A 19645-nucleotide genomic window follows, 5' to 3' on the forward strand; every position below is an offset into this window, starting at 1 on the left:
GCGCCACCTTCTACAACTTCTGGGCGGGACACACCGTGGCCCGCAGGTGATTTCGTCGGCGTCTGAACTCCGACCTCACCGCCGTTCTGGCCCTGTTGGCATCGGGAACCCTGACCGCACACATCGCCGCGCGATTCCCGCTCACCGCAGCAGCGGAGGCGCTGACACTGGCCGAATCACGCACCACCACCGGCAAAGTGATCCTGGAACCCAACCCCGGTGGATCGGCTGGCTGTTGAATCCAACAGGACCGCTACATCCTGGATTCTGTCCCCGACTTCACCCGACCACGCCGACGTGGAGCCTGAGCGGTGGTGATCAAGTGTTACCGGAGACGATCTCCGTTCAGTCCACGGCGCCGGCCAGTGCCGCAACTCCGGAGGTCGCCGCTCTCGTGGCCACCCAGAAGGTGACGGCCATGGGGTGCGACGTGAGCATCACCAGGATGTGACTCCGGCTGTCCCCGATCACTCCGTTGGTGTTGATGATCCGGCGTTCGCGCGCGCTACCCCAGCCCTGTTCGATCCACCAGGTGCTGCCGGGCAGCGCATCCGGGATTCCGAAGAACTGATCGACGCCATCGGCGGCGATCTCCTGGGCGTCGCGGTGCCGGCCAGGTTGGGCGGCGGACGTCCTGCGGTGCGACATCCAGCAGCCACCGCCAGATGCGGGCCACGTCGACGGCGTCGAACCGCATCGAGCCGCCCGAAGAGGGGCACCTCCACCTCGTGCCGCAGGGCAACCTGGAGTCCTCCAGGGAGCCCGACGTGCTCGCCCTTGCCGCGCGTGCGTCCGCGAACCTCCGGGACAGCGATCTCCGCGCCCCGGGCGCGACTCAGGGTGAACTGTGGTCTGCCGTGCTCGGAGAAGCCCTGTTCGGGGCCGGTACGGCGCGCATGGTGCAGGCCCATGCTCGGACCTCGGACGGCCGCACATACGTCTACTCCTTCAAGTACCGTTCGACGGCCCTGAACGGGTGACTTGGCGCCGGCCATACTGTCGAGCTGCTCTTCGTCTTCGACATCGCCGACAGGCCGTGGCTGCACGGAGACACAGGCCTACTCGGCCCCGACCCGCACAGGCCGGCCTCGCGGCTCGGGTGCACATCGCCCGGGTCGCGTTCGCCACCACCGGGGACCCGGGTCGGGCCGCGTACCACCCGCAACGACCCGTAGCGGAGACACTCGGGGGCTGAGCCTTTCCACCGGACAGGGACGCAGCTAATTGTCCACACCCCGACAACCAGCTCTGAGAACGTCCGCATGTCCGGGCTCAGCGCGGTTTGCGTCTCGTGGCTGCAACGGTCTGCCAAGCGGCGCTCGCTGCCACCGGCGAACGTGAACGATCGTTTCCGTTTCAGATGGAAAGGAACTCGTGTCCGGATGCTGAAAGAGGTTGCATTACAGCGCAAAGCGGACACGGCAATCGAGACACCTTCACTTCCGTCACCTCGGTCCCATCAGGTGAACGAGAGTCGGATGCTCTAGGTCTGCTGATCCGGAAGACAGGAACGACGGCCCCGAGCGCCTCCGGGGTCATCGCCCGGACAGGCACCCGCCGTGACACGTCGACAGTCCACCGAGGCTGCTATCGCTCGGATGTGGAGCTGACCGCTTCGGATGCCTCAGCCCACTCGATCAACCGCGGCCCCGGTTGGCGTGACCAGGTGCGCAGGTCAACACCTGCGGCGATCAAGGCTCCTTGGTCGGCCCATTTCCCTCGCGGTGTGGTGATCGCCAGGGATCGGTCCAGCAACATCCACAGGTGCGCCTGCGGTGCGTCCAGCGTGCAGTACCCCCAGTAGTGGATCGCCGGCCGCCCACCCAAAGCCACCGAGGTGTCAACCTGGACGTACTTGCCGTCGCCCGGTGCGCAGTTGTCACCGAACACCGGGAAGTCGAAAGAGTTCGGCAGGGTCGGGCCGCCGGGCACGGTGATCGTGACGGTGACACCCGCGCAGTCGGCGGAGGGTGCGGCGGCGACGCACGCAACGACCACATCGTCCCGTGGGTAGGCGGCCACGGACCATCCTGCGGGAACCGGGAACCGCACACCTCCGACATCCGCGACACCGTCGCTGACGGACACCGCAGCCGCGGCGGTGCGGCGTTCCGCAGTTCGCTGACGGTCCGCGACGATGGCCACCACCCCGACGATCGTGGCGATGACGGCGGCAGCAGCGATCAGCGGCACCGGCCATCGCCGGCGTCCGAGAAGAGGCAAACCCTGACCTGCCGGCCGCGGCGTTGCATCTCGTCCATCGCCGGACCGCACTCCCGCTGCCAGCAGATCGTCCAACGCGGCATCCAGCTCGGCGTCCTTCCAGATCGCAAAGTCTTCGTGCTGGGAACTCATAGGGTTTCGCCTTTCTCGGCGGTGACAGGTTGGAGTTCTTCGGCGCGGCGTAGCCGCCGGCGGGCTCGATGCAGTCGGGAGCGGACGGTGGCCGGAAGCAGCTCGAGGGCCTCACCGACCTGGGTCGGTGATAGGCCAGCCCAAGCGATGAGCAGCAAAATGTCCCGATCGGTGTCATCGAGTTGCAGCAGATCGGGGATGAGACGCTGCAACCGCCGGTGCGCATCGACCTGATCGATGCTCTGATCGGCCGGCGGCTCGTCCACACCCGCTGACGCGATCGCCTGCATGCGTCTGAGATGACGCAGCTCATCGCGTCGATGACTGTGCACCGCTCTCGTGGCAATGCCGAACAACCATGCGATCGGCGGGCCCTGCTCCGGGTCGTAGGTGTGCCACCGGCGGTGTCCAGCCAGGAACGTCTCCGCAGCCAGATCATCCGCGTGAGCGGAACCGACCCGGCCGGCCAGATACCGCCAGATCGCCGCGTGATGCTGCTCGAACAGCAACCCCACGCCACTGTCGTCACTGCCGCGCCGTCTGCCCATATCCACTCTCGGTCGCCAGACCCCGCAGCGTTGCACACCAGTGAGAAGGGCGGGTCTGAGCTGGTCACTTCGTCGTCTTGACGGTCAGTCGCACCGATCGGGTGACGCCGGTTGGTAATAACTGGAGATGACGAAAGACTGCCGAAGTGGAGAAGCCCCGCTACGTGATGATCGTTCTCGCGCCTATCAACATCCTGCTCCAGCTCTTCTTGCTCGTTGTTGCGCCGGATCCGCCGATCTGGCTGGTGCTACTGGTCTGCCTCAGCATCAGCGGCTTCATCGTTTCCTTCGTCGCCGAGGTTCGGCGCAACGCGAAGATCTCGCGAGGCGCCTCGTACCTCGAGCGGTAGCAGCAGTCTGCTGTCAGCCACCGGCAAGCAGTGAATGACACGCAGCGGCCCGCTCGGCGTCACTGACCTGCCCGCGAGTGCGCAGCTCGTCGAGCTGGGCGAGGCAGTCACCGAGCGGTAGAACCGACCCACTCGCTGGCGGCTGCGAGGCGATCCGCTGCAGCCGTAGCTGACGGTCAGGAGGCGGACAGCGACTGCCCGACCCTGCCCGGCAGGAATCGGAACCTTCACCGCTCGTCAGTCGTCGTCCCACTCATCTCGAAGTTCCTTGCGCAGAACGTCCACCTGGACCGTCAAGGCCCCAAGCAGTTCCTCCCGATTCAAGCGCGTCGACGTTCTGTACGACCAGCTCGGCAAGCCATCGGCATCCAACGTCTTGATCAGAACGAACGCTTCCAGCGGAGTCTCCGCCGGTCCCAGGGCGTGGATTTCCAAACCTGGCAGGGCTTGGCCGACCGGAACTCGGACTTCGTCTGGACCAGCTCTTCCTGCATGGCTACCCATGGCTCGCATCCTGCCACCAACCACCGCAGCTCATGTTCGCGAGACGATCGTTTCCTTGTCATCTGCACAGAGTTGTAAAGCTTCCCGTGTCCGCGCCAAGTCCGAGGTTGTGAGACGTTGTAAAGCGGACACGACCTCGGCGACACTTTCACTCCTGTCACTCCCCGTCATCGGCCCAGGTCGAGGACGGCACCTGACAGTCAGCGGCAGAGCGTCGCACTGATCATCGCGGAGGAGCACAAGCAGGAACCGGTTAGCGCCTATGTTCTCCAGAGCCAGCGCAGAGCATCTGGAAGAATGACACCCCCGTGGTTGGCGTTGTGGGCACCGTCGCCAAGCTCGATGCGATGGTCGTAGCCGTTCTCAGCAAGAGCGGCTGCGACCAGAAGGTTGTTGCTGTACCAGTTCAGGTCAGAATGATCGAAGTTCAGATCCCACCGGTTCGCCTGCAAGAACACCCGTAACGGTTTCGGTGAAGTGCGGCGGATCAGTTCTGGGTATGGATTGCCTCCCGGGATCTGCGCAAAGCTCGACACGAATCCCAGCACCAGGCCGAACCGGTCAGGGCGTTGCCAAGCGACCGTGAACGCGCAGTTGCCGCCACTGGATCCTCCGCAGATCGCCCGAAGGTCCGGATCCTCGGTGATGTTCAGTCCCAGCTGGTCTCGTACCGCGGGAATGATCTCGGTGATCAGGAATTCCGCGTACCGATCATCGGCCGGGTCGTATTCGGCATTGCGGTTTCCGAGCTGTCCCGGATCGACGAACACTCCAATAGTGGTGGGCATCGACCCATCGTGGATGAGGTTGTCGAAGACAATGCCCGCGCGCATCTCGAGGTCCGGATCCAGGTACATCTGGCCGTCCTGGAACACCATCAGCGCGGCCAACTCGCCGCCCGAGTACTGCGCGGGGATGTACACCTGGACGATCCTGGTGGTGCCCGGGAACACCGCACTGTCGTTCCAGGCGAAGCCTTCGATGCGACCCCGTGGCACTCCGTCGCGTCTGGATGAATCAGGTCCGTGCGGGTAGTTCCGCGGTATGCCGGGCTCGGCGGCGGCATCGTTCGGCTCGGTCACGGTGTCCAACGTACTGAACTCCTGCAGCGAAACGCCGCTGCCGTCGGACCCTCCGACACACCGGACACGACTTCCGCGACACCTGACTCTCTGTCACTCCGTCCCCACGCGCCGGACTGCATCGTTGCGCAAGAAATGGGCTCCCGCACCGGCTGGTCACGATTCGGCGGCGACTATCTTGACCACTGACTGCAGCTCAGAGGGGGATGCGAAGGCTCGGATCCACACGTGTGCCACCCGATGCTGCCGGTCGAGCACGATCGTGGAGGGGATCCCGGTGATCGGGAACCCGGGGATCGACGCCAGTACCTGGACCTGCTTGTCGTAGATGGAGGGGTACGGCGTTCCGCGCACCGAGTCGTAGTCCGCTCCGTTCTGCCGATCGGACTCGCGAACATTGACGCCGACGAACTGGACGCCGTCCGATGCCAACTCCCGCGCTGCCGCTGCCAGCAGGGGCGCTTCAGCCCGGCACGCGGTGCACCAAGAACCCCAGAAGTTCAACACCACCACCTTGTCGGGATAGTCAGCAACGGACACCCGGCCGTCACCGGTCAGGGTCGGACCGGAGATCTCACCCAGAGGCTTGCGTTGTGCTGCGGGATAGTCGAACTCACTCAGTCCGCCCGGGGAGACGAGCTCGAATCCCCCACCCTGGGGCACGCTGACGTCGGTGCCGCTGGAACATGCAGACAGCGAACACGCAAGTGCCAGCAGGGCGGCAGCGACGCGACGAAAATTGCCGATCACTCGATTCCCCTCCAGTGCGCGACGCGAATACTGCTCGCGGGGGTGTGATCCCCGTGCCCACCCGTCACAGGTCGGATCCGATGCTACCCACCGAGCAGCAGATCTGAACGGCTGCGGCGTGACCGGAGCCTCATGTGCGTGACAAACGATCGTTTCTTTGCCATCGGCTCCAAGTTGTTTAGGTTGCCGTGTCCGCACCATGTCCGAGGTTGTGAGACGTGTAACGCGGACGAGTTCCGCGACACATTTACTCCTGTCTCCCGTCGCTCCCGCTATCGGGATGGCCAGGGTCGGGGACTGTCTCGTGATGGGCCGGAAGCCCCCGAAGCGGCCATGCGCGCGGGGATGTAGAACAGGCGTTGTCATCCAGGGACAACTTCCGCCTGCCGCGATCAGCGAGGCCCGAACCGGCCCCGCCGTACCACGGTCCCGACGGGTGGTGATCGGCTGAAGCGATCTGGCAGTGTCGCACCATGACCCGCACGCTGACCGTCACCCTCGATGACCACGCCAGCCCGGTCTCGCAGAAACCGCGATGACCGTCGGCATTGTGGCGTGGCCCGACGCCGAACTGTCGCAGGCCGTGACCGCGATCTGGCGCGCGGTGGCCGACGCTGGCTGCCCGTCCCTGATCGGAACATTGCAGATCCCCCACCTCTCGTTCGTGGTGGCCGACTCGTTCGACGACGACGCGGTAGCCAGAGCGTGCGGCGCCGTCCCCCGCGAGCCAATCCAGATCGACGCCGTCACCATCGGTGTCTTCCCCGGCGGAGTCGTCCATCTGGGCATCCGCCCGATGACCGCCCTGCTCGAAGAGCATCGCCGCGTCCAGGCCGCCGCCGCGCCGTACCTCGTCGAACCGCGGCCGTATTTCGCACCCGACGAGTGGAGCCCGCACATCACCATCGCCATGGGCCTGGACACCGACCAGGTAAGCCGCGCCGTCAGTGCCGCCCTGACGTCGCTCCCTCTCAGCGGCCACCTGGTTCGTGGCGGCATCGAGGACGGCGATACCGGTCACCGGATCCCGCTCTAGTGAGCGTGCGAGCAGCAGGCATACAACCACGCGTTGGACCGCTTGGACCCCGTGTACACGCACCAGCGCGACGCGCCGACCGACCCTTCGGACATCGCACCTACACACCGACAGCAAAGAAATGATCGTTTCCGTTTCAGATGTAAAGGAACTCGTGTCCGGATGCTGAAAGAGGTTGCATTACAACGTAAAGCGGACACGGCAATCGCAACATAGTCCCACAGGCATCGCTGGCCCCAGCGATCACTCGCGCTATCGCAGGTGACCATGTGGCAGGTCGAGCTCTGCGTGACAAGCGTCGCTCTCAGACAGCGGCGATGTCGTCCAGCTTGTTCAGTTCGCTGTCGGTCAGCTCGATCGACGCGGCTGCGATGTTCGCTCGCAGATGCCGGATGCTGGTAGCTCCCGGCAGCGGAACAATGGGCTGAGCGTGCCTGCTCTGCTGGTGGTGCACCCAGGCCAAAGCGACCTGTTCGGGCGTCGCACCGAGCCGCACTGCGGGTCCCATCAGCGCTTCCCGGACACCGCTGGGCGCATCCTTGCCGGTGAGTTGGCCGTGGCTCAGTGGTGAGTGCGCGACGAGGGCGATGCCCAGCTCGGCCAGCATCGGCAGGAACCCCTCAGCCGCGTTCGCGGCCAGCGACCACTGCTCCTGCAGCGCCGTCACAGGATGCACGGCGTGGGCGCGGCGAACATCGTCGATCCTGACGTTGGACAACCCGATCGCCTGGATCTTTCCCGCCTCGACGAGGCCCGCCATTGCGGTAACGGTCTCCTCGATCGGCGTCTGCTCACAGCGGTGGTGCAAGTAGTACAGGTCGATTACATCCACACCCAGCCGGCGCAGGCTCGCCTCGCAGGACCTGACCACCGTGGCGGCATCGGCATGAACGCTCCAGTCGTCGAAGCGACCGGACGTGCCCCACACAACCCCGAACTTCGAGCACAGCACCACCTCGTCGCGTCGTCCGGCGATCGCGCGCCCGACCAGCGCCTCGTTGCCGTACATCTCCGCGGTGTCGAGCATTGTGACGCCCTGGTCCAGCGCGGCATGCACGAGCCCCACCGGGTCACGATCCGGGTCGGGCGCCGAGCCCGGCTCCGGATCGCGCAGGCGCATCAGGCCCAGGCCCTGCCGGGGTCCACCACTGACTGACCACAGAGATGACGTTGTCATGCCGGGAAGGCTAGAACCTCATCCCCGCTTGAGCTCAAATCCGCCCGGTTTGCGGACCAGTACGTGACTCATTCGCTCGAGGCACCCACCACGTCGGATCCCCGGGCCCGACACAGCCCTTCGGGCTCATCGTGCCCCAGTACGCCGCACTGTTCGTCCTCGGCACCACCCCCAAAGCTTCCGCAGCGCAGCTCGCCAGAGCATGCCTGGTCCACCCCGCAGACCATGGCCACCGTCCATCAGCAACCTCGAAGCCAAAGGCCTCTTCGAGCCACGCACCTCCCCATGAATCAGCGACTGAAGGAGACCCGCTTGACCGACGGATCAGCCGACCGTTGAGAACCTCGAGCGGTACTCGCTGGGCGGGATCCCGATGTTGTTGGCGAAGTGGGTGCGGAGGTTGGCGGCGCTGCCGAGTCCGGTCCGTGCGGCGATCGCTGCGATGGTCAGGGTGGTGCTCTCCAGTAGTTCTTGAGCGGCGTGGGTGCGTTCGCGGAGCAGCCATTCCTGTGGCGAGTTCCCGGTGAGGCGGGTGATGGTCCGGTGCAGGGTGCGGGCGCTGGCCCCGGCGTGGTCTGCGATGGCGGTGATCGTGACGGTGGCGAGATTGCTGCGTGCCCAGTCCAATGTCTCGGCGAGATCGGATCCGATCGATGTCGGTCGCGGACGCAGGTACTGGGCTTGGCCACCACTGCGATGGGGCGGCACCACGATGCGGCGGGCAACTTCGTTGGCTACAGCGGCGCCGTGGTCCAGGCGGACGAGTTCCAGGCACATGTCCAGCGCCGCTGCACTGCCAGCGGACGTCCAGAGGCCGTCATGGATGTAGAGGACGGTGGCGTCGACCGTCACCGATGGGTAGCGCGCAGCGAGTTCGTCGGCGTGCATCCAATGTGTCGTTGCGCGCCGGCCAGCGAGGAGGCCGGCCTCTGCCAGGACGAAGGCGCCGGAGCACACCGACGCGATCCGTGTGCCGCGCCCGTTCGCCGCCACCAACGCGGCCAGCAGCTCGGGTGGCGCTGCGGTGTGGATGCTGCTGCAGGCCGGGACGATGATCGTGTCCGCGTCTTCGAGTGCCGCGAGGCCTCGCCCGGCAGGGACCGTCAGTCCTCGGCTCGTGGTGGTCCCGGTCGTGCCTGCGACCAGCTCGAATTCGTACCAGTCCGGGGTCAGATCTGTGCGGTCGACACCGAAGATCTCGCAGGGGATCGCCAGCTCGAACAGAGGCACGTCTTGGGTTGCGATGACGACGACGCGATGCGGGTCCGTCTGCCGACTGCGCGACTTCTGCCGCGTCCGGTCTCGGGTGGCCGATTCCTTGCGCATGGTGGCGAGTCTGCCACTTCCGTGGCGTTGTCGGGTGATCCATGGTCGGCGCATGGCAGGAAACGGTTTCGTCAAGCACATCGGCGTGGGGCAGGGGATCGCTCTGTACGTATCGGCGATCCTGGGTGCAGGGGTACTCGTCCTGCCCGGGCAGGTCGCCTCCATGGCGGGGCCCGCATCGCTGGTGTCCTGGGCGATCGCGAGCCTGTTGGGTGTTCCGCTGGCGGTGATGTTCGCGGCTCTCGCGCGCCGCTTTCCTGATGCCGGGGGCGTCGCGTCCTACGCGCGGGCGGGGTTCGGACCGACGGCCGGTGGGATCACCGGATGGCTGTTCTTCGTCGCCGGCTCTGTCGGTCAGACGATCGTGCCGCTGACCGGCGGCTACTACGTTGCTGACGCCTGCGATCTGGGTGGGGGCGCGGCGATCGGGGTGGCTGTCCTGATCCTGCTGGTGGCGACCGGCGCGAACCTGCTCGGGGTGCGGGTGAGTGCGCGCACACAGCTGTGGCTGGCAGGGTCGGTCGGTCTTGCTCTCGCCCTGATCATCGCGGTGACGGTGCCGCGCATGCGACTCGAAGAGCTGACACCCTTTGCCCCACAGGGAGTTGCGCCCATCGGGTCGGCGGTGGTTGTGCTGTTCTTCGCCTTCGCCGGATGGGAAGCCATCTCACACCTGGTGGGAGAGTTCCGGGATCCGGATCGTGACGTGCCCCGAGCGGTCGCAGCCACGGTTGTCATCGTCAGCGTCCTGTACCTCGGGACGGCCTGCGCTGTCGTCCTGACCGGCACCTACGGTGATCCCGCGACGGACCGCGTCGCGATCGGCATCCTGCTGCAGGAGGCGCTCGGGGCGGCGGCCGGCCCTGTCGCAGCCGTGATCGCTGTGGTCATCAGCCTCGGCACCACCAACGCGTTCATCGCCGGCGTCTCCCGGCTCGGTCACTCCCTCGCGGCCGACCGTTGGCTACCGACCCCGATCGCCACCATCAACCGCAACGGAGTGCCGGTGGGTGGGGTTCTGGCGGTGTCCGGCATCGCCGCCGCCGGCCTTGCCATTGCCGCCTGGCGCGATTGGGGCACCGACACCCTCGTCGTGATCCCGTCGACCCTGGTCGTCGCCGTCTACGTCATTGCCGCAGCGGCCGCTGTGCGGGTACTCACCGGTGGGGGCCGGGTCGCGGCAATCAGCACCCTCGTGATCACTGTGTTGGTGGTGCCGACCGCGGCCCAGCACGCGCTCATCCCGGTGGCGGTCGTCGTGCTGGCACTCCTGAGTCGGCTCCTCTCCCGGTCCCTGAGCAACCCATCCAACAAGAAGCAGACGAGCCCGCACTCGACATGAGGACAGCTTGCCGACGCTCGCTGTCACAGCTCTCGGTTCATCGGCAACGTGCGCGCTCCTCGACAAATGGCCGGGCAGGCAGCAGATGTTTTTCAGGGCTGTGTGCGAGCACCCCGACAGCGCTCCACTGGCCGTGTGCCAGTGCGTCCTGATTGCCCCTCCGGAGCAGGACGAAGACACCCGTACGGTCGCCACCGTGGTCGCTCGCGTTCGGCGGTGGATCGAGTTCGACGCACAGCTTCCCGGACGCTCGACGCCGTCCCGGACAACTCCGATCTCAGGATCGAATAGCCCCGGACACCACTTTCCAACTGCTACCTGTGTCCGCGAACGATTGTTTGCGAGACGTTGTAACGGTTCCCGTGTCCGGATGCGATTCGAGGTTGTGAGACGTTGTAAACCGGACACGGCAAGCGGACATCGTCACTCTGGTCCCAGTCGATGTTGTCGCTGCGGGTCGCGGTCTACTGCCACGGCACAGTCTCGGGACGTCGACTATGCCGGATCGAATCTGGCAGCGAGGCCGCTCATCCGGTCTTGTCGGACTGAGCGGTCCAGCGCGTCGATCCATCGCAGGAGGCGCTGTCACCGACGCTGATGTATGTGCCGTATCTCCAGGATCTCTCAGGTCTGACCTGGTAGGTGGGTGTCTGGGTAGCGCTGGTGGTCGGGCACACTGCGTGTTATGACCGGCGCTGATGACCGCAAACCACCTTCCGAGGCCGCAGGCCGGGTTTTGAGCGAAGCTGGGACCGAGACGTCCAGTGACGTCGAACTGACTGCAGATGCGGATGCTGGGCCGCGGGCGGAGCGGGGAAATCCGGATCATCCGGCGGTGCACAGCGGCTGACTGTTCGGGCTCGCCCTGGGCGCGATCGGAGTGGTGTTCGGCGATATCGGGACCAGCCCGTTGTATGCGATGCAGACCGTCTTTTCGATCGATGGCAACGCGGTCCAGCCCACCGCGGAGGATGTGTACGGCGTTGTGTCGCTGGTCTTCTGGTCGGTCACGGTGATCGTGTCGATCAAGTACGTGGCCTACATTCTGCGGGCTGACAACGACGGCGAGGGCGGGATTATGGCGTTGGCCGCGCTGATCCGGGAGAAGTTGCGGGCCCGGAGCCGCCGAGTCGCCCTGGCCATGGTGTTGGGGGTGGTCGGCGCGTCGCTGTTCTACGGTGACAGCCTGATCACGCCGGCGATCTCGGTGCTCTCGGCTATCGAAGGTGTCGAGGTGGTCGCCCCGGGCGCGCACGGTGTGGTGCTGCCGATCGGTATCGCCATCGTCACCGGGTTGTTTCTGGTGCAGCGCCTGGGCACCCACCGCATCGGGCGGCTGTTCGGGCCGGTGATGGTGCTCTGGTTCGTGGTGCTGGCGGCGACCGGTCTGCCGCATATTGTGGCCCGACCCGGGATCCTGCGCGGACTCTAACTTCCTGGCCCGCCACTGATCACACGGTCAGCAGGTCGAACGCCCGGACCTTCACGCTCTCGACGGTCGAGGACGTCAGCGCCCGTTCCGCGCGGGCAGCGTCGGCGGCGCTGCGGCCGACGGACTTGGACACCGGGGCCGTGTGGTCCAGGTACTCGGTGACGGACTGGTACGCCGCCCACCGGGTGCCCCGGATGTTCTCGTTCGTGTCGGCGGTCCACATCAGGCGGCGCAGCTCCCGGCTGCGGTCGGCCTGGATGGTGCGGGCCCGCTTGCTGCCGGAGTCCGCCGCATCGGAGGACCACACCGCGCCGATCAACGCGTCGAACTCGTCGCGGCTGATCTGCTCGCTGATCATGGCGTCGGCCTTGGCCTGGAACGCCTCCGCGAACTTGAACGTGAGACCCAGCGCGTTACGGGCCTCCGCCACGTACCCGGCGGCACCGGAGGTGTGCCGGATCGAATACGACGACTTCGCGGACTGGATCGCGGCGGCCTGCGTGTTGGCGCACACCACCCGCACCGGCGACACCAGCAACCGGAACGCGCTGCTGCCGTCGTGGCTGTTGAGGGCCACCAGGTACAGATCGACCGCGTCGCGGCCACCGACCATCAGCGTGTTAGGGACCTTCATGGTGATGAACACCTGACGGCCGGCCTTGAGGCTGCCGGCGGTCTCGAAGTGCGCCCCGGACTCGGAAACCAGCGTATTGAGCAGGTCCGCGTGTTCCTCGTTCTGGATCGGCCGGTACCCGTTGCCCACCACGCCCAGGGCCTCCGGGGTGCCGGTCTTCGGGTTTGTCCGGAGGGTGGCGAACTGGTCCGGCACCTCCACTGTGGTCACACCCTCGGCCGACAGGACCGACGTGGTGAGCGGCGACTTCCGCACGTTCCACCCGCCCAGATGCGCGTACTGCATCGCCTCGGCAGCGGTGAACTCCTGCGGCACGACCGTGCCCAGCCGGTGCCACGCGTGCTCCCGCGCCGACACGAACGCGCTGCTGCCATCCGCGAACTGCTCGATGTTGTGAGCCATTGGAAGCTCTCCCCTTCGGTCTGCCTCGGCCGGTCGATCCGGCCTCATCGGCATACCTCAATAGTACTACCCATCTGCCTAGTCTGCAACTACCTACCGCTAGGTATTTTGAGGCTAGGCAGATAGGGACTATGCGGGTTAGCATCTGCGCATGGCTACTATCAACACCGTGCGATTACTCGGAGCAGCGGAACTTGGTGCACTCCTGGGCGTGAGTCGAGCGCGGGTCACGCAACTGATGGCGAAGACGTGGTTTCCTGAGCCCGTCGCTCGGCTCAAACTCGGCGGGATCTACGAGCTCGCGGACATCGAGCGGATGGCATCTGAGACCGGACGGACACTGAACTACGACGCCCTGGACAAGCTCAGCGCGAACGACGACGACGAAGGCGGCACCACCCCTCGTCCTGGCCAGTAGTTCGCGCGGCAGGGCTGGGACCGCAGTGCAAAAGGGAGCCCTAGGTGTCTACCGATGCGCCGTTGCCTGCCTCTGATCTCAAGCGGAGATCGCCGCGCATCTTTGTGCTGACCGGGATCCCGGGCGCCGGCAAGTCCACGGTTGGGGAGCTGCTGGCCAAACGCTTCGAGCGTGGCGTGCACGTCGCCGGCGACGGCATCAGGGCCATGGTGGTGACTGGCAGGGTCGACATGTCGCCCCGATCCGACAGCGAGGCGACGGCGCAGCTGCTCATGCGCTACCGAGCTGCAGTTGATGTTGCCGCCCGATACTCGGACGGCGGCTTCGATGTCGTCATCGAGGACGTGATCATCGGCGAGATGCTCGAACACTTCCTTGCCATGTTGCCCTGGCCGGAGGTGCACCTGGTCGTGCTCAACCCGGAGCTGGTTGAGATCGTCAAGCGCGAGGAGGGGCGATCCAAGAACGCCTACAACGCGGCGTGGAGAGCGACCGAGCTGCACCGGATCTTGCGTGAGCAGACGTCCCGGCGCGGCTGGTGGATTGATAGCACCCGACTTACGGCGGAAGAGACCGTCGATGCCGTCCTGGCTCACCTGGACCTGAGTGCGGTGCAGCTTCCCCCTTCGGAGCTCCAGCCATGACAGTCGCAGGGATCGGTCACCTCCTTACAACCACGAGAGTGTCGGTGCTCGGGGTGCGGCATCACGGCATGACAACTTCGCGGGGGCCACGATGACCACCAGGACAGTGCCGGCCTGGCAGCTTCGGCCCGGTTGGATGGTCGTTCCGGCGTTGCACCACGGATCACCTATCCCGCAACACATCTGCTCACCATTGAGGATGCCCAATGACCCAACCCCAAGTGCCGACGCCGAACCCCGATGATCTACAGCGCGCGGGCCGCGTGGCTCGACGACCAGGCGGACGAGGCCGACTCCGTCGCCGCCTTGCTCTCCGGCGAGCGCAGCTCCACCAGCGAAGCGACGCGAACTCGGCAGACTGCAGGCTGGCTCCGCCACCACGCCCACCCCGAATAGCGCAGCTGGTGAATCAAGCGCTCTAATCACTACCCTGCCGACATGAGTCTGGTCGGTGTGATCTTCCCGGACGCCGATCTGGCTGAGGTCGAGGAATTTCGTGGTCGGTGGGACCCTCTCGCGGATGCGGTCGCCGCGCACATCACGATCATCTTCCCCATACCTGAAGAGTCCGATCTCGATGCGCTGCGGGCCTTGGCCATGAAGCCGTTCCCCGTGCGGCTCGCGACCCCGCTGCTCTGGGACGACGAGTACCTGTTCCTCACGGCCGACACGGGCAATGACCACATCGTCGACCTGCACCGCAGATCCTATGAAGCGCTGCGACTGCCCAGCCCCCCGCGATTCGTTCCTCACATGACGATCGGACGCCGACGAGCCGAAACCGAAACCATGCTGGCACAAGCGGCGGGCCTCGCAGTCCAGGGCTGGGCGCGATCGCTGACGATCTACCGGCGTCACCCCGATGGCCTGCGCACCGTCGAATGCACCGTCGGTGATCAGACGCTCGGCTAGTGCGCCGAATCCGCGACGGCCCGGTCAGGCACCGGCTGGGCGCCCACAGCACCAACGAGCACCAACGGCCAAGCGTCTTGGTGTCCTGAATCCCAGTAGCGTTCAGGGACATGTGGGACGACAGCGCCTCGCGGAGGTATTACGACTCAGAGCTGACGACGCGGGTAGGCCGCCCCGCCGGCGAAGAACGAGACAGCCAGATCGAATGGTTCATCAGCACATGCAGAGACCAGCAGATCTCCTCCATCCTCGAGGTCGGCGCCGGTGGCGGCCGCGACGGGCTCCTTCTGCAACGAGCTGGTCTGACGTACACCGGAGTGGATCTGTCGGAGGTCGGCGTCACCCTCTGCCGCGAGCAAGGGCTGAACACCTCCGTCGCATCGGCGACTGACCTTCCATTCAACGATGACAGCCGACGCCGGATGGAGCATGAGCACACTGATGCACCTACCGGACGACGAGATCACCCAGGCCCTCGATGAGTTCCGGCGCGTTCTCCGGACGGGCAGCCTTCTTGCGATCGGCCTCTGGGGATCAACTCCTCCCATCACCCGGATCGACGAACACGAGCGCCTGTTCCAGCAGCGAACCGACGAACAGGTTCAATCGCTCCTGAGCGGGATCGGTCACCTGATCACCTTCGAGACCTGGGGTTGGTTAGACAACGGAAGTCACTATCAGTGGGCGGCCATCGAGATCGGCTGATCACGATGCGCGATCTCGCGACAGGTACAGCGGTAGAGCTGTGGCCTCCAACCACACTCCGGCGAACATCGGGCCGAAGTCCGCGTCCTGTTCGATCGCAGCCAGAGCATCCACCAGCTGCTGAAGATCCCGCGTCGCCGCGTCGAAGTCGAGAGTGGTCGTCACGGAGGGTGTTTCGGATGCGCCCGGCCCGGCGGTCCGAGCGCAATCATCATCGGACGCGGCCACGCCTGCAACCTACCCATCGGATCCGCGTCACGCCGGGTGGCGATTCCAGATCAGCCGAACTCGACAGCCGCTGGAGACCGGAGCTACTTCAACACCCACAGCAACTGCGCAGGTCGCGGTCTCCAGGAGCTGACACCTCGACCGCGCCGCCGTGCCCTTGCGAATAAGCTCCCGCTCGTGACCGGCGGCGACTGGAGGGATGGCGGGTTCAGGCAGCGCCGGCCCTCTGGGGAGACTCTCGCCTGGGTTGCGTCGTCGATGGGTCAGGGCAGTCGCGTCGTCGGCTACCGCCGCATGACCGGGGGCGTTTCATCGGCTGTGAACCGGCTGACCGTTGAACGAGATGGAGCGCGCTCGTTCGTCGTACTGCGGCAGTACCCCGGCTGCGTCGACCTGCAGGGGACCTTGGAGAAGGAGATTGCCAACCTCGGTCTGGTGGCGAGAACTAGGCTCCCGGTTCCGAGCGTCCTGGCTTCCGATGTCTCCGGTGCTGCGACCGGAGGTTTGCCGTCGATGCTCATGACACGGTTGCAGGGGCATGTCGACCTCAGCCCGGCGGACCCTCGATCGTGGATGACGAGGATCGCGGAACTTGCTGTACTGCTTCATTCCCTCGATCTCCCCGCTAAAGACTTCAGGCCCTGGACGGACTCCTGGATCGTTCCTCCGAGCCAGTTTCAGATACCGGTCGGTGCACAGAAACCAGCTGTGTGGATGGCGGCGTTCGGCGTCATGGCGGCGGCGCCGCCTCCGGGTCAAGCCCGGTGGAGTGGTGTACGAGTGGGGGTGGTCCCTCGTGCTGGTTGATCGGTCAGGCTGTGAGCTGACCGATGGTGGTGGGGTCGGTGGTTGCCTCCTTCTCGGGCAGAGGGTGGTTGTCCAGGACAGCGCGGGCTCGGGTCAGGACGTCGAGGCCGAGGTAGCGGCGCATCTCGGTCCATTCGTCGTGTTGCTCGGCCAGGACAGCGCCGACGAGGCGGATCACGGCGTCGCGGTTGGGGAAGATCCCGACCACGTCGGTGCGGCGCCGGATTTCCCGGTTCAGTCGTTCGTTGGGGTTGTTCGACCAGATCTGGCGCCAGATCTCTTTCGGGAACGCAGTGAAGGCCAGGATGTCTTCGCGAGCTGCTTCCAGGTGCGCGGTCACGGCGGGCAGCTTCTGCGTGAGCGCGTCGATGACCCGGTCGAACTGGGCGTGTACCGCGGGGGCATCAGGCTGGTCGTACACGCTGTGCAGCAGGGTCTTCACCCACGGCCAGCTGCTCTTCGGGGTGGCCGACATCAGGTTCGCTGCGTAGTGGGTTCGGCAGCGTTGCCAGGACGTGCCGGTCAACGTGGCACCGACGGCCTCGATCAGTCCCTGGTGGGCATCGGAGGTCACCATCGCGACCTTGCCGGCCTTGGTCAACCCGCGGGCGTGCAGATCCCGGAAGAACGCGAGCCACCCGGCACCAGATTCCGTCGAAGATGTTTGCACGCCGAGGATCTCGCGGTAACCGTCGGCGTTCACACCGGTCGCGACCATGACCGCGATCTTCACCACCCGGCCGCCTTCCCGGACCTTCATCGACAAGGCGTCAGCGGCCAGGAACGTGTACGGGCCGGCATCCAACGGGCGGGTCCGGAACTGCTCGACCTGACCGTCGAGGTCCTTCGCCATCTCGGACACCTGGGACTTCGACAGGCCGGTGATCCCCAACGCCTGGACCGACTTGTCCATCCTGCGGGTGGAAACCCCCAGCAGGTAACACGTCGCGACGACGCTGGTCAGGGCGGCTTCCGCCCGCCGCCGTCGGGTCAGCAACCACTCCGGGAACAACGTTCCCTCCCGCAGTTTCGGGATCGCCACATCGATCGTGCCGCTGCGGGTGTCCAGGTCCCGATGCCGGTACCCGTTGCGTTGATTCGTCCGATCCGGATCCCGCAGGCCGTAGCCGGCGCCACACACACCGTCGGCCTGCGCCGACAACAACGCGTTCACGAACGTGGACAGCATGTCCCGCATCAGATCAGGGCTGGCCTGGGCCAGATGCTCGTGCAGGAACCGTTCAGGGTCGATACTGGGCACAGCGGTCATCGTGATGCTCCTTCTTCGAGTCGGTTTTCGCAGATCACTCGAAGGATCACCCGGTGACCGCGCCTACCTCAGGCAGGACACGCTCACCAGCAACATCGTCGTCGTACACCACTCTGCAGGACTCAACCCCGCCTCCGCCCAGGGACACTGATGCCTTCCTGCACGGTGATTTCCTGCCCGTCAACATGTTGTGGTCGCGCGGGAGAATCACCGGCTTGGTCGACTGGAACGGCGCCCACCGGGGGTCGCGAGCGATCGACATCGGGCACTGCCGGCGATACTTGGCGGCGCTCTATTCGCCCGAGTGGTCCGACCAGCTTCGATCGCTCTATGAGTCAATCGCCGGCGTGCCTCTCAATCCGTGGTGGGACCTGTACGCGCTGCTGCACCATGACGACAGTCAGCCGAAGTGGATCCGCGGTCAGGTTGCTGGGCGTCGTCCCGTTGATGCGGCTGGCATGACGTCTCGGATCGAGGTCGTGATCGAGACAGCGCTACGGCGCTTGGGATAACTGCGGCCGCGGGGTCGAAGTACCGAGCGGACTCCCGAGCGGCACGCGAGTGCTGTCTAAGGGCAAGAATGTGCCGACCGGCCGGCTCATGCTGGTGCTGTCCCCGCAGGACGATGGGATCCTGGACTATGCCGATCACCAACCCATGGCTCGCAGAAGAGTCTCCGACAGGGGAGCTCACGCGCGAGGCGCTTGAGGAACGCATCCTGAACCTGCTCTCGACGCACAACACGGCCGTCATCGCCACGACCAACACCGATGGATCACCCACAGCCACCCCGGTGCGGTACTTCCACCTGGCCTTCGAGATCTTCTACACCAGCTGGGATGCCTCGGTGAAGTCCCGCAACCTACAGCGAGACCCCCGCGTTTCGGTCGGCATCGTTTCTCCGCTGGTTGGTCTGGCCAGCAGCCGCGGCGCTCAGCTGTTCGGCACCGCCCGCACCATCCCACGCGACGATCCCGACGCTGACGTGTACTGGGAGGCAGTGCGTTGGCAATCCGACCACGTGGAACGCGGCCGATCCCTTTCAGAGCCGCCGGGCGACCCACTGACGATCATCACGCCGTCCCGGATCGTCTACACCGAGCATTGGCTCCGACGCACAGGTCACGCACCCCGCCAGATGTGGATGGCACCGCGATCGACTTGAGGGAAGTGCGTCGACACTCGTTGCAAGTTTGGAATCAGCCGCTGCCTGACTTCCGGAGTGACTCTCGGTCCGTGAGAGTCCTTTGCGACACTGGGGGCATGGCCGTCATCGATCGACAGACAGCGCGCGTCATCCCGGTCAGCCCTAGGGGTCGGGTCCTGCTCCTGAGCGGACACGATCCGACGCATCCCGGTACCCCGTTCTGGTTCACGATCGGTGGCGGGATCGAGGCGGGGGAGACTGCCCGGGCCGCAGCGCAGCGAGAGCTGTGGGAGGAAACCGGGATCGACGTTCCTGGGACCGCGCTCGGAGAGCTGTTCCACAGTGAGACCCACACCTACAGCTACGCCGGCGCCGAGATCCGAGCCAGTTCGGTCTACTTCGCCTTGACCATGTCCTCGGAAACCGCAGTGCGGCCCGCCGGCCCAAGCGCGGGAGAGATCATCACCGCAGGCCGATGGTGGCAGCCAGAAGCCCTGCGCAGCGGGCCGGTGGCGAACCCCGATATTCCAGACATCGTCAGTCGTGCAGTTCTCTCGCTCAGTCCGAAGGACTGAT

Annotated in this window: 24 protein-coding genes and 2 pseudogenes; 14 read left to right on the forward strand and 12 right to left on the reverse strand. The window is 65.6% G+C overall.

What is annotated here, in order from left to right:
- Positions 1 to 95: 95 nt before the first annotated feature.
- Positions 96 to 239: a zinc-binding dehydrogenase gene (locus ABLG96_RS20455; RefSeq protein ID WP_353649150.1), complete on the forward strand. Its 144-nt coding sequence runs from the start codon at positions 96 to 98 to the stop codon at positions 237 to 239.
- A gap of 106 nt (positions 240 to 345) precedes the next feature.
- Here ABLG96_RS20455 and ABLG96_RS20460 read toward each other — a convergent pair whose 3' ends face one another.
- A complete protein-coding gene (locus ABLG96_RS20460; RefSeq protein WP_353649151.1) occupies positions 346 to 648 on the reverse strand; it encodes a hypothetical protein in 303 nt (100 codons plus the stop codon).
- 59 nt (positions 649 to 707) lie between these two features.
- Between ABLG96_RS20460 and ABLG96_RS20465 the strand changes: the two are divergent.
- Positions 708 to 1195 (forward strand): annotated as a pseudogene (locus ABLG96_RS20465) (carboxylesterase/lipase family protein); the annotation flags it as partial.
- Positions 1196 to 1587: 392 nt separating this feature from the next.
- Here ABLG96_RS20465 and ABLG96_RS20470 read toward each other — a convergent pair.
- Together ABLG96_RS20470 and ABLG96_RS20475 are read right to left on the reverse strand one after the other, a co-directional pair.
- On the reverse strand, positions 1588 to 2355 hold the full coding sequence (locus ABLG96_RS20470; RefSeq protein ID WP_353649152.1) for a hypothetical protein: 768 nt from the start codon (positions 2353 to 2355) through the stop codon (positions 1588 to 1590).
- Positions 2352 to 2870, reverse strand: coding sequence for a sigma-70 family RNA polymerase sigma factor (locus tag ABLG96_RS20475; RefSeq protein WP_353649153.1), 519 nt, complete (start codon positions 2868 to 2870; stop codon positions 2352 to 2354). Before ABLG96_RS20475 ends, ABLG96_RS20470 begins: the two co-directional genes overlap by 4 nt.
- 179 nt (positions 2871 to 3049) lie before the next feature.
- Here ABLG96_RS20475 and ABLG96_RS20480 point away from each other — a divergent pair, with 179 nt between their 5' ends.
- Positions 3050 to 3253 carry a hypothetical protein gene (locus tag ABLG96_RS20480; protein ID WP_353649154.1) on the forward strand — a complete coding sequence of 68 codons (204 nt, stop codon included), beginning with the start codon at positions 3050 to 3052 and terminating at the stop codon, positions 3251 to 3253.
- 237 nt (positions 3254 to 3490) lie between these two features.
- On the opposite strand, the gene ABLG96_RS20485 is transcribed toward ABLG96_RS20480, so the two are convergent.
- The 3 genes from ABLG96_RS20485 to ABLG96_RS20495 form a co-directional block, all read right to left on the reverse strand.
- Positions 3491 to 3757, reverse strand: coding sequence for a hypothetical protein (locus ABLG96_RS20485; protein ID WP_353649155.1), 267 nt, complete (start codon positions 3755 to 3757; stop codon positions 3491 to 3493).
- A 260-nt stretch (positions 3758 to 4017) separates the two neighbouring features.
- The gene (locus ABLG96_RS20490; RefSeq protein WP_353649156.1) at positions 4018 to 4839 is read right to left on the reverse strand and encodes an alpha/beta hydrolase-fold protein; all 822 of its coding nucleotides are present in this window, start codon (positions 4837 to 4839) and stop codon (positions 4018 to 4020) included.
- 156 nt (positions 4840 to 4995) lie between these two features.
- Positions 4996 to 5589 carry a TlpA disulfide reductase family protein gene (locus ABLG96_RS20495; protein WP_353649157.1) on the reverse strand — a complete coding sequence of 198 codons (594 nt, stop codon included), beginning with the start codon at positions 5587 to 5589 and terminating at the stop codon, positions 4996 to 4998.
- A 535-nt stretch (positions 5590 to 6124) separates the two neighbouring features.
- Between ABLG96_RS20495 and ABLG96_RS20500 the strand changes: the two genes are divergently transcribed.
- Positions 6125 to 6625: a 2'-5' RNA ligase family protein gene (locus tag ABLG96_RS20500; RefSeq protein ID WP_353649158.1), complete on the forward strand. Its 501-nt coding sequence runs from the start codon at positions 6125 to 6127 to the stop codon at positions 6623 to 6625.
- 304 nt (positions 6626 to 6929) lie between these two features.
- Here ABLG96_RS20500 and ABLG96_RS20505 read toward each other — a convergent pair whose 3' ends face one another.
- Positions 6930 to 7802 carry an aldo/keto reductase gene (locus ABLG96_RS20505; protein ID WP_353649159.1) on the reverse strand — a complete coding sequence of 291 codons (873 nt, stop codon included), beginning with the start codon at positions 7800 to 7802 and terminating at the stop codon, positions 6930 to 6932.
- 324 nt (positions 7803 to 8126) lie between these two features.
- Positions 8127 to 9128, reverse strand: a complete 1002-nt coding sequence (locus ABLG96_RS20510) for a helix-turn-helix domain-containing protein (RefSeq protein WP_353649160.1) — start codon at positions 9126 to 9128, stop codon at positions 8127 to 8129.
- Between the two features lie 52 nt (positions 9129 to 9180).
- Here ABLG96_RS20510 and ABLG96_RS20515 point away from each other — a divergent pair, with 52 nt between their 5' ends.
- A complete protein-coding gene (locus tag ABLG96_RS20515; protein ID WP_353649161.1) occupies positions 9181 to 10470 on the forward strand; it encodes an amino acid permease in 1290 nt (429 codons plus the stop codon).
- A gap of 874 nt (positions 10471 to 11344) precedes the next feature.
- A complete protein-coding gene (locus ABLG96_RS20520; RefSeq protein ID WP_353651606.1) occupies positions 11345 to 11902 on the forward strand; it encodes a KUP/HAK/KT family potassium transporter in 558 nt (185 codons plus the stop codon).
- Positions 11903 to 11921: 19 nt separating this feature from the next.
- Here ABLG96_RS20520 and ABLG96_RS20525 read toward each other — a convergent pair whose 3' ends face one another.
- The gene (locus ABLG96_RS20525; protein WP_353649162.1) at positions 11922 to 12938 is read right to left on the reverse strand and encodes a DUF932 domain-containing protein; all 1017 of its coding nucleotides are present in this window, start codon (positions 12936 to 12938) and stop codon (positions 11922 to 11924) included.
- A 211-nt stretch (positions 12939 to 13149) separates the two neighbouring features.
- On the opposite strand from ABLG96_RS20525, the gene ABLG96_RS20530 reads away from it, so the two are divergent.
- From ABLG96_RS20530 to ABLG96_RS20540, 3 genes are all read left to right on the forward strand, one after another.
- Positions 13150 to 13356, forward strand: a complete 207-nt coding sequence (locus ABLG96_RS20530; RefSeq protein ID WP_353649163.1) for a hypothetical protein — start codon at positions 13150 to 13152, stop codon at positions 13354 to 13356.
- A 44-nt stretch (positions 13357 to 13400) separates the two neighbouring features.
- Positions 13401 to 14000, forward strand: a complete 600-nt coding sequence (locus tag ABLG96_RS20535; RefSeq protein WP_353649164.1) for a phosphotransferase — start codon at positions 13401 to 13403, stop codon at positions 13998 to 14000.
- Between the two features lie 438 nt (positions 14001 to 14438).
- On the forward strand, positions 14439 to 14912 hold the full coding sequence (locus tag ABLG96_RS20540; protein WP_353649165.1) for a 2'-5' RNA ligase family protein: 474 nt from the start codon (positions 14439 to 14441) through the stop codon (positions 14910 to 14912).
- A gap of 146 nt (positions 14913 to 15058) precedes the next feature.
- Here ABLG96_RS20540 and ABLG96_RS20545 read toward each other — a convergent pair whose 3' ends face one another.
- The gene (locus ABLG96_RS20545) at positions 15059 to 15271 is read right to left on the reverse strand and encodes a hypothetical protein (protein ID WP_353651631.1); all 213 of its coding nucleotides are present in this window, start codon (positions 15269 to 15271) and stop codon (positions 15059 to 15061) included.
- On the opposite strand from ABLG96_RS20545, the pseudogene ABLG96_RS20550 reads away from it, so the two are divergent.
- Positions 15215 to 15617 (forward strand): annotated as a pseudogene (locus ABLG96_RS20550) (class I SAM-dependent methyltransferase). The gene ABLG96_RS20545 and the pseudogene ABLG96_RS20550 sit on opposite strands and share 57 nt — an antisense overlap.
- Here ABLG96_RS20550 and ABLG96_RS20555 read toward each other — a convergent pair.
- Positions 15618 to 15782, reverse strand: a complete 165-nt coding sequence (locus ABLG96_RS20555) for a hypothetical protein (RefSeq protein ID WP_353649166.1) — start codon at positions 15780 to 15782, stop codon at positions 15618 to 15620.
- 357 nt (positions 15783 to 16139) lie between these two features.
- Between ABLG96_RS20555 and ABLG96_RS20560 the strand changes: the two genes are divergently transcribed.
- A complete protein-coding gene (locus ABLG96_RS20560) occupies positions 16140 to 16652 on the forward strand; it encodes a phosphotransferase (protein ID WP_353651607.1) in 513 nt (170 codons plus the stop codon).
- Between the two features lie 4 nt (positions 16653 to 16656).
- On the opposite strand, the gene ABLG96_RS20565 is transcribed toward ABLG96_RS20560, so the two are convergent.
- The gene (locus ABLG96_RS20565) at positions 16657 to 17922 is read right to left on the reverse strand and encodes an IS256 family transposase (RefSeq protein ID WP_353649167.1); all 1266 of its coding nucleotides are present in this window, start codon (positions 17920 to 17922) and stop codon (positions 16657 to 16659) included.
- A 53-nt stretch (positions 17923 to 17975) separates the two neighbouring features.
- On the opposite strand from ABLG96_RS20565, the gene ABLG96_RS20570 reads away from it, so the two are divergent.
- The 3 genes from ABLG96_RS20570 (at position 17976) to ABLG96_RS20580 (ending at position 19644) form a co-directional block, all read left to right on the forward strand.
- Entirely contained in the window at positions 17976 to 18434 is a 459-nt protein-coding gene (locus ABLG96_RS20570; RefSeq protein WP_353649168.1) for a phosphotransferase, read from the forward strand.
- A gap of 128 nt (positions 18435 to 18562) precedes the next feature.
- Positions 18563 to 19087: a pyridoxamine 5'-phosphate oxidase family protein gene (locus ABLG96_RS20575; RefSeq protein WP_353651608.1), complete on the forward strand. Its 525-nt coding sequence runs from the start codon at positions 18563 to 18565 to the stop codon at positions 19085 to 19087.
- A gap of 98 nt (positions 19088 to 19185) precedes the next feature.
- Positions 19186 to 19644 carry an NUDIX domain-containing protein gene (locus ABLG96_RS20580; RefSeq protein WP_353649169.1) on the forward strand — a complete coding sequence of 153 codons (459 nt, stop codon included), beginning with the start codon at positions 19186 to 19188 and terminating at the stop codon, positions 19642 to 19644.
- Position 19645: the final 1 nt, after the last annotated feature.

It is taken from the genome of Nakamurella sp. A5-74, assembly GCF_040438885.1.
Classification (GTDB): domain Bacteria; phylum Actinomycetota; class Actinomycetes; order Mycobacteriales; family Nakamurellaceae; genus Nakamurella.

Excerpts from the sequence above, each read along its gene's own strand:
- ABLG96_RS20460 (WP_353649151.1), bottom strand. The coding sequence starts at position 648 with ATGTCGCACCGCAGGACGTCCGCCGCCCAACCTGGCCGGCACCGCGAC.
- ABLG96_RS20470 (WP_353649152.1), bottom strand. The coding sequence starts at position 2,355 with ATGAGTTCCCAGCACGAAGACTTTGCGATCTGGAAGGACGCCGAGCTG.
- ABLG96_RS20485 (WP_353649155.1), bottom strand. The coding sequence starts at position 3,757 with ATGGGTAGCCATGCAGGAAGAGCTGGTCCAGACGAAGTCCGAGTTCCG.
- ABLG96_RS20500 (WP_353649158.1), top strand. The coding sequence starts at position 6,125 with ATGACCGTCGGCATTGTGGCGTGGCCCGACGCCGAACTGTCGCAGGCC.
- ABLG96_RS20505 (WP_353649159.1), bottom strand. The coding sequence starts at position 7,802 with ATGACAACGTCATCTCTGTGGTCAGTCAGTGGTGGACCCCGGCAGGGC.
- ABLG96_RS20510 (WP_353649160.1), bottom strand. The coding sequence starts at position 9,128 with ATGCGCAAGGAATCGGCCACCCGAGACCGGACGCGGCAGAAGTCGCGC.
- ABLG96_RS20515 (WP_353649161.1), top strand. The coding sequence starts at position 9,181 with ATGGCAGGAAACGGTTTCGTCAAGCACATCGGCGTGGGGCAGGGGATC.
- ABLG96_RS20525 (WP_353649162.1), bottom strand. The coding sequence starts at position 12,938 with ATGGCTCACAACATCGAGCAGTTCGCGGATGGCAGCAGCGCGTTCGTG.
- ABLG96_RS20540 (WP_353649165.1), top strand. The coding sequence starts at position 14,439 with ATGAGTCTGGTCGGTGTGATCTTCCCGGACGCCGATCTGGCTGAGGTC.
- ABLG96_RS20560 (WP_353651607.1), top strand. The coding sequence starts at position 16,140 with ATGACCGGGGGCGTTTCATCGGCTGTGAACCGGCTGACCGTTGAACGA.
- ABLG96_RS20565 (WP_353649167.1), bottom strand. The coding sequence starts at position 17,922 with ATGACCGCTGTGCCCAGTATCGACCCTGAACGGTTCCTGCACGAGCAT.
- ABLG96_RS20575 (WP_353651608.1), top strand. The coding sequence starts at position 18,563 with ATGCCGATCACCAACCCATGGCTCGCAGAAGAGTCTCCGACAGGGGAG.
- ABLG96_RS20580 (WP_353649169.1), top strand. The coding sequence starts at position 19,186 with ATGGCCGTCATCGATCGACAGACAGCGCGCGTCATCCCGGTCAGCCCT.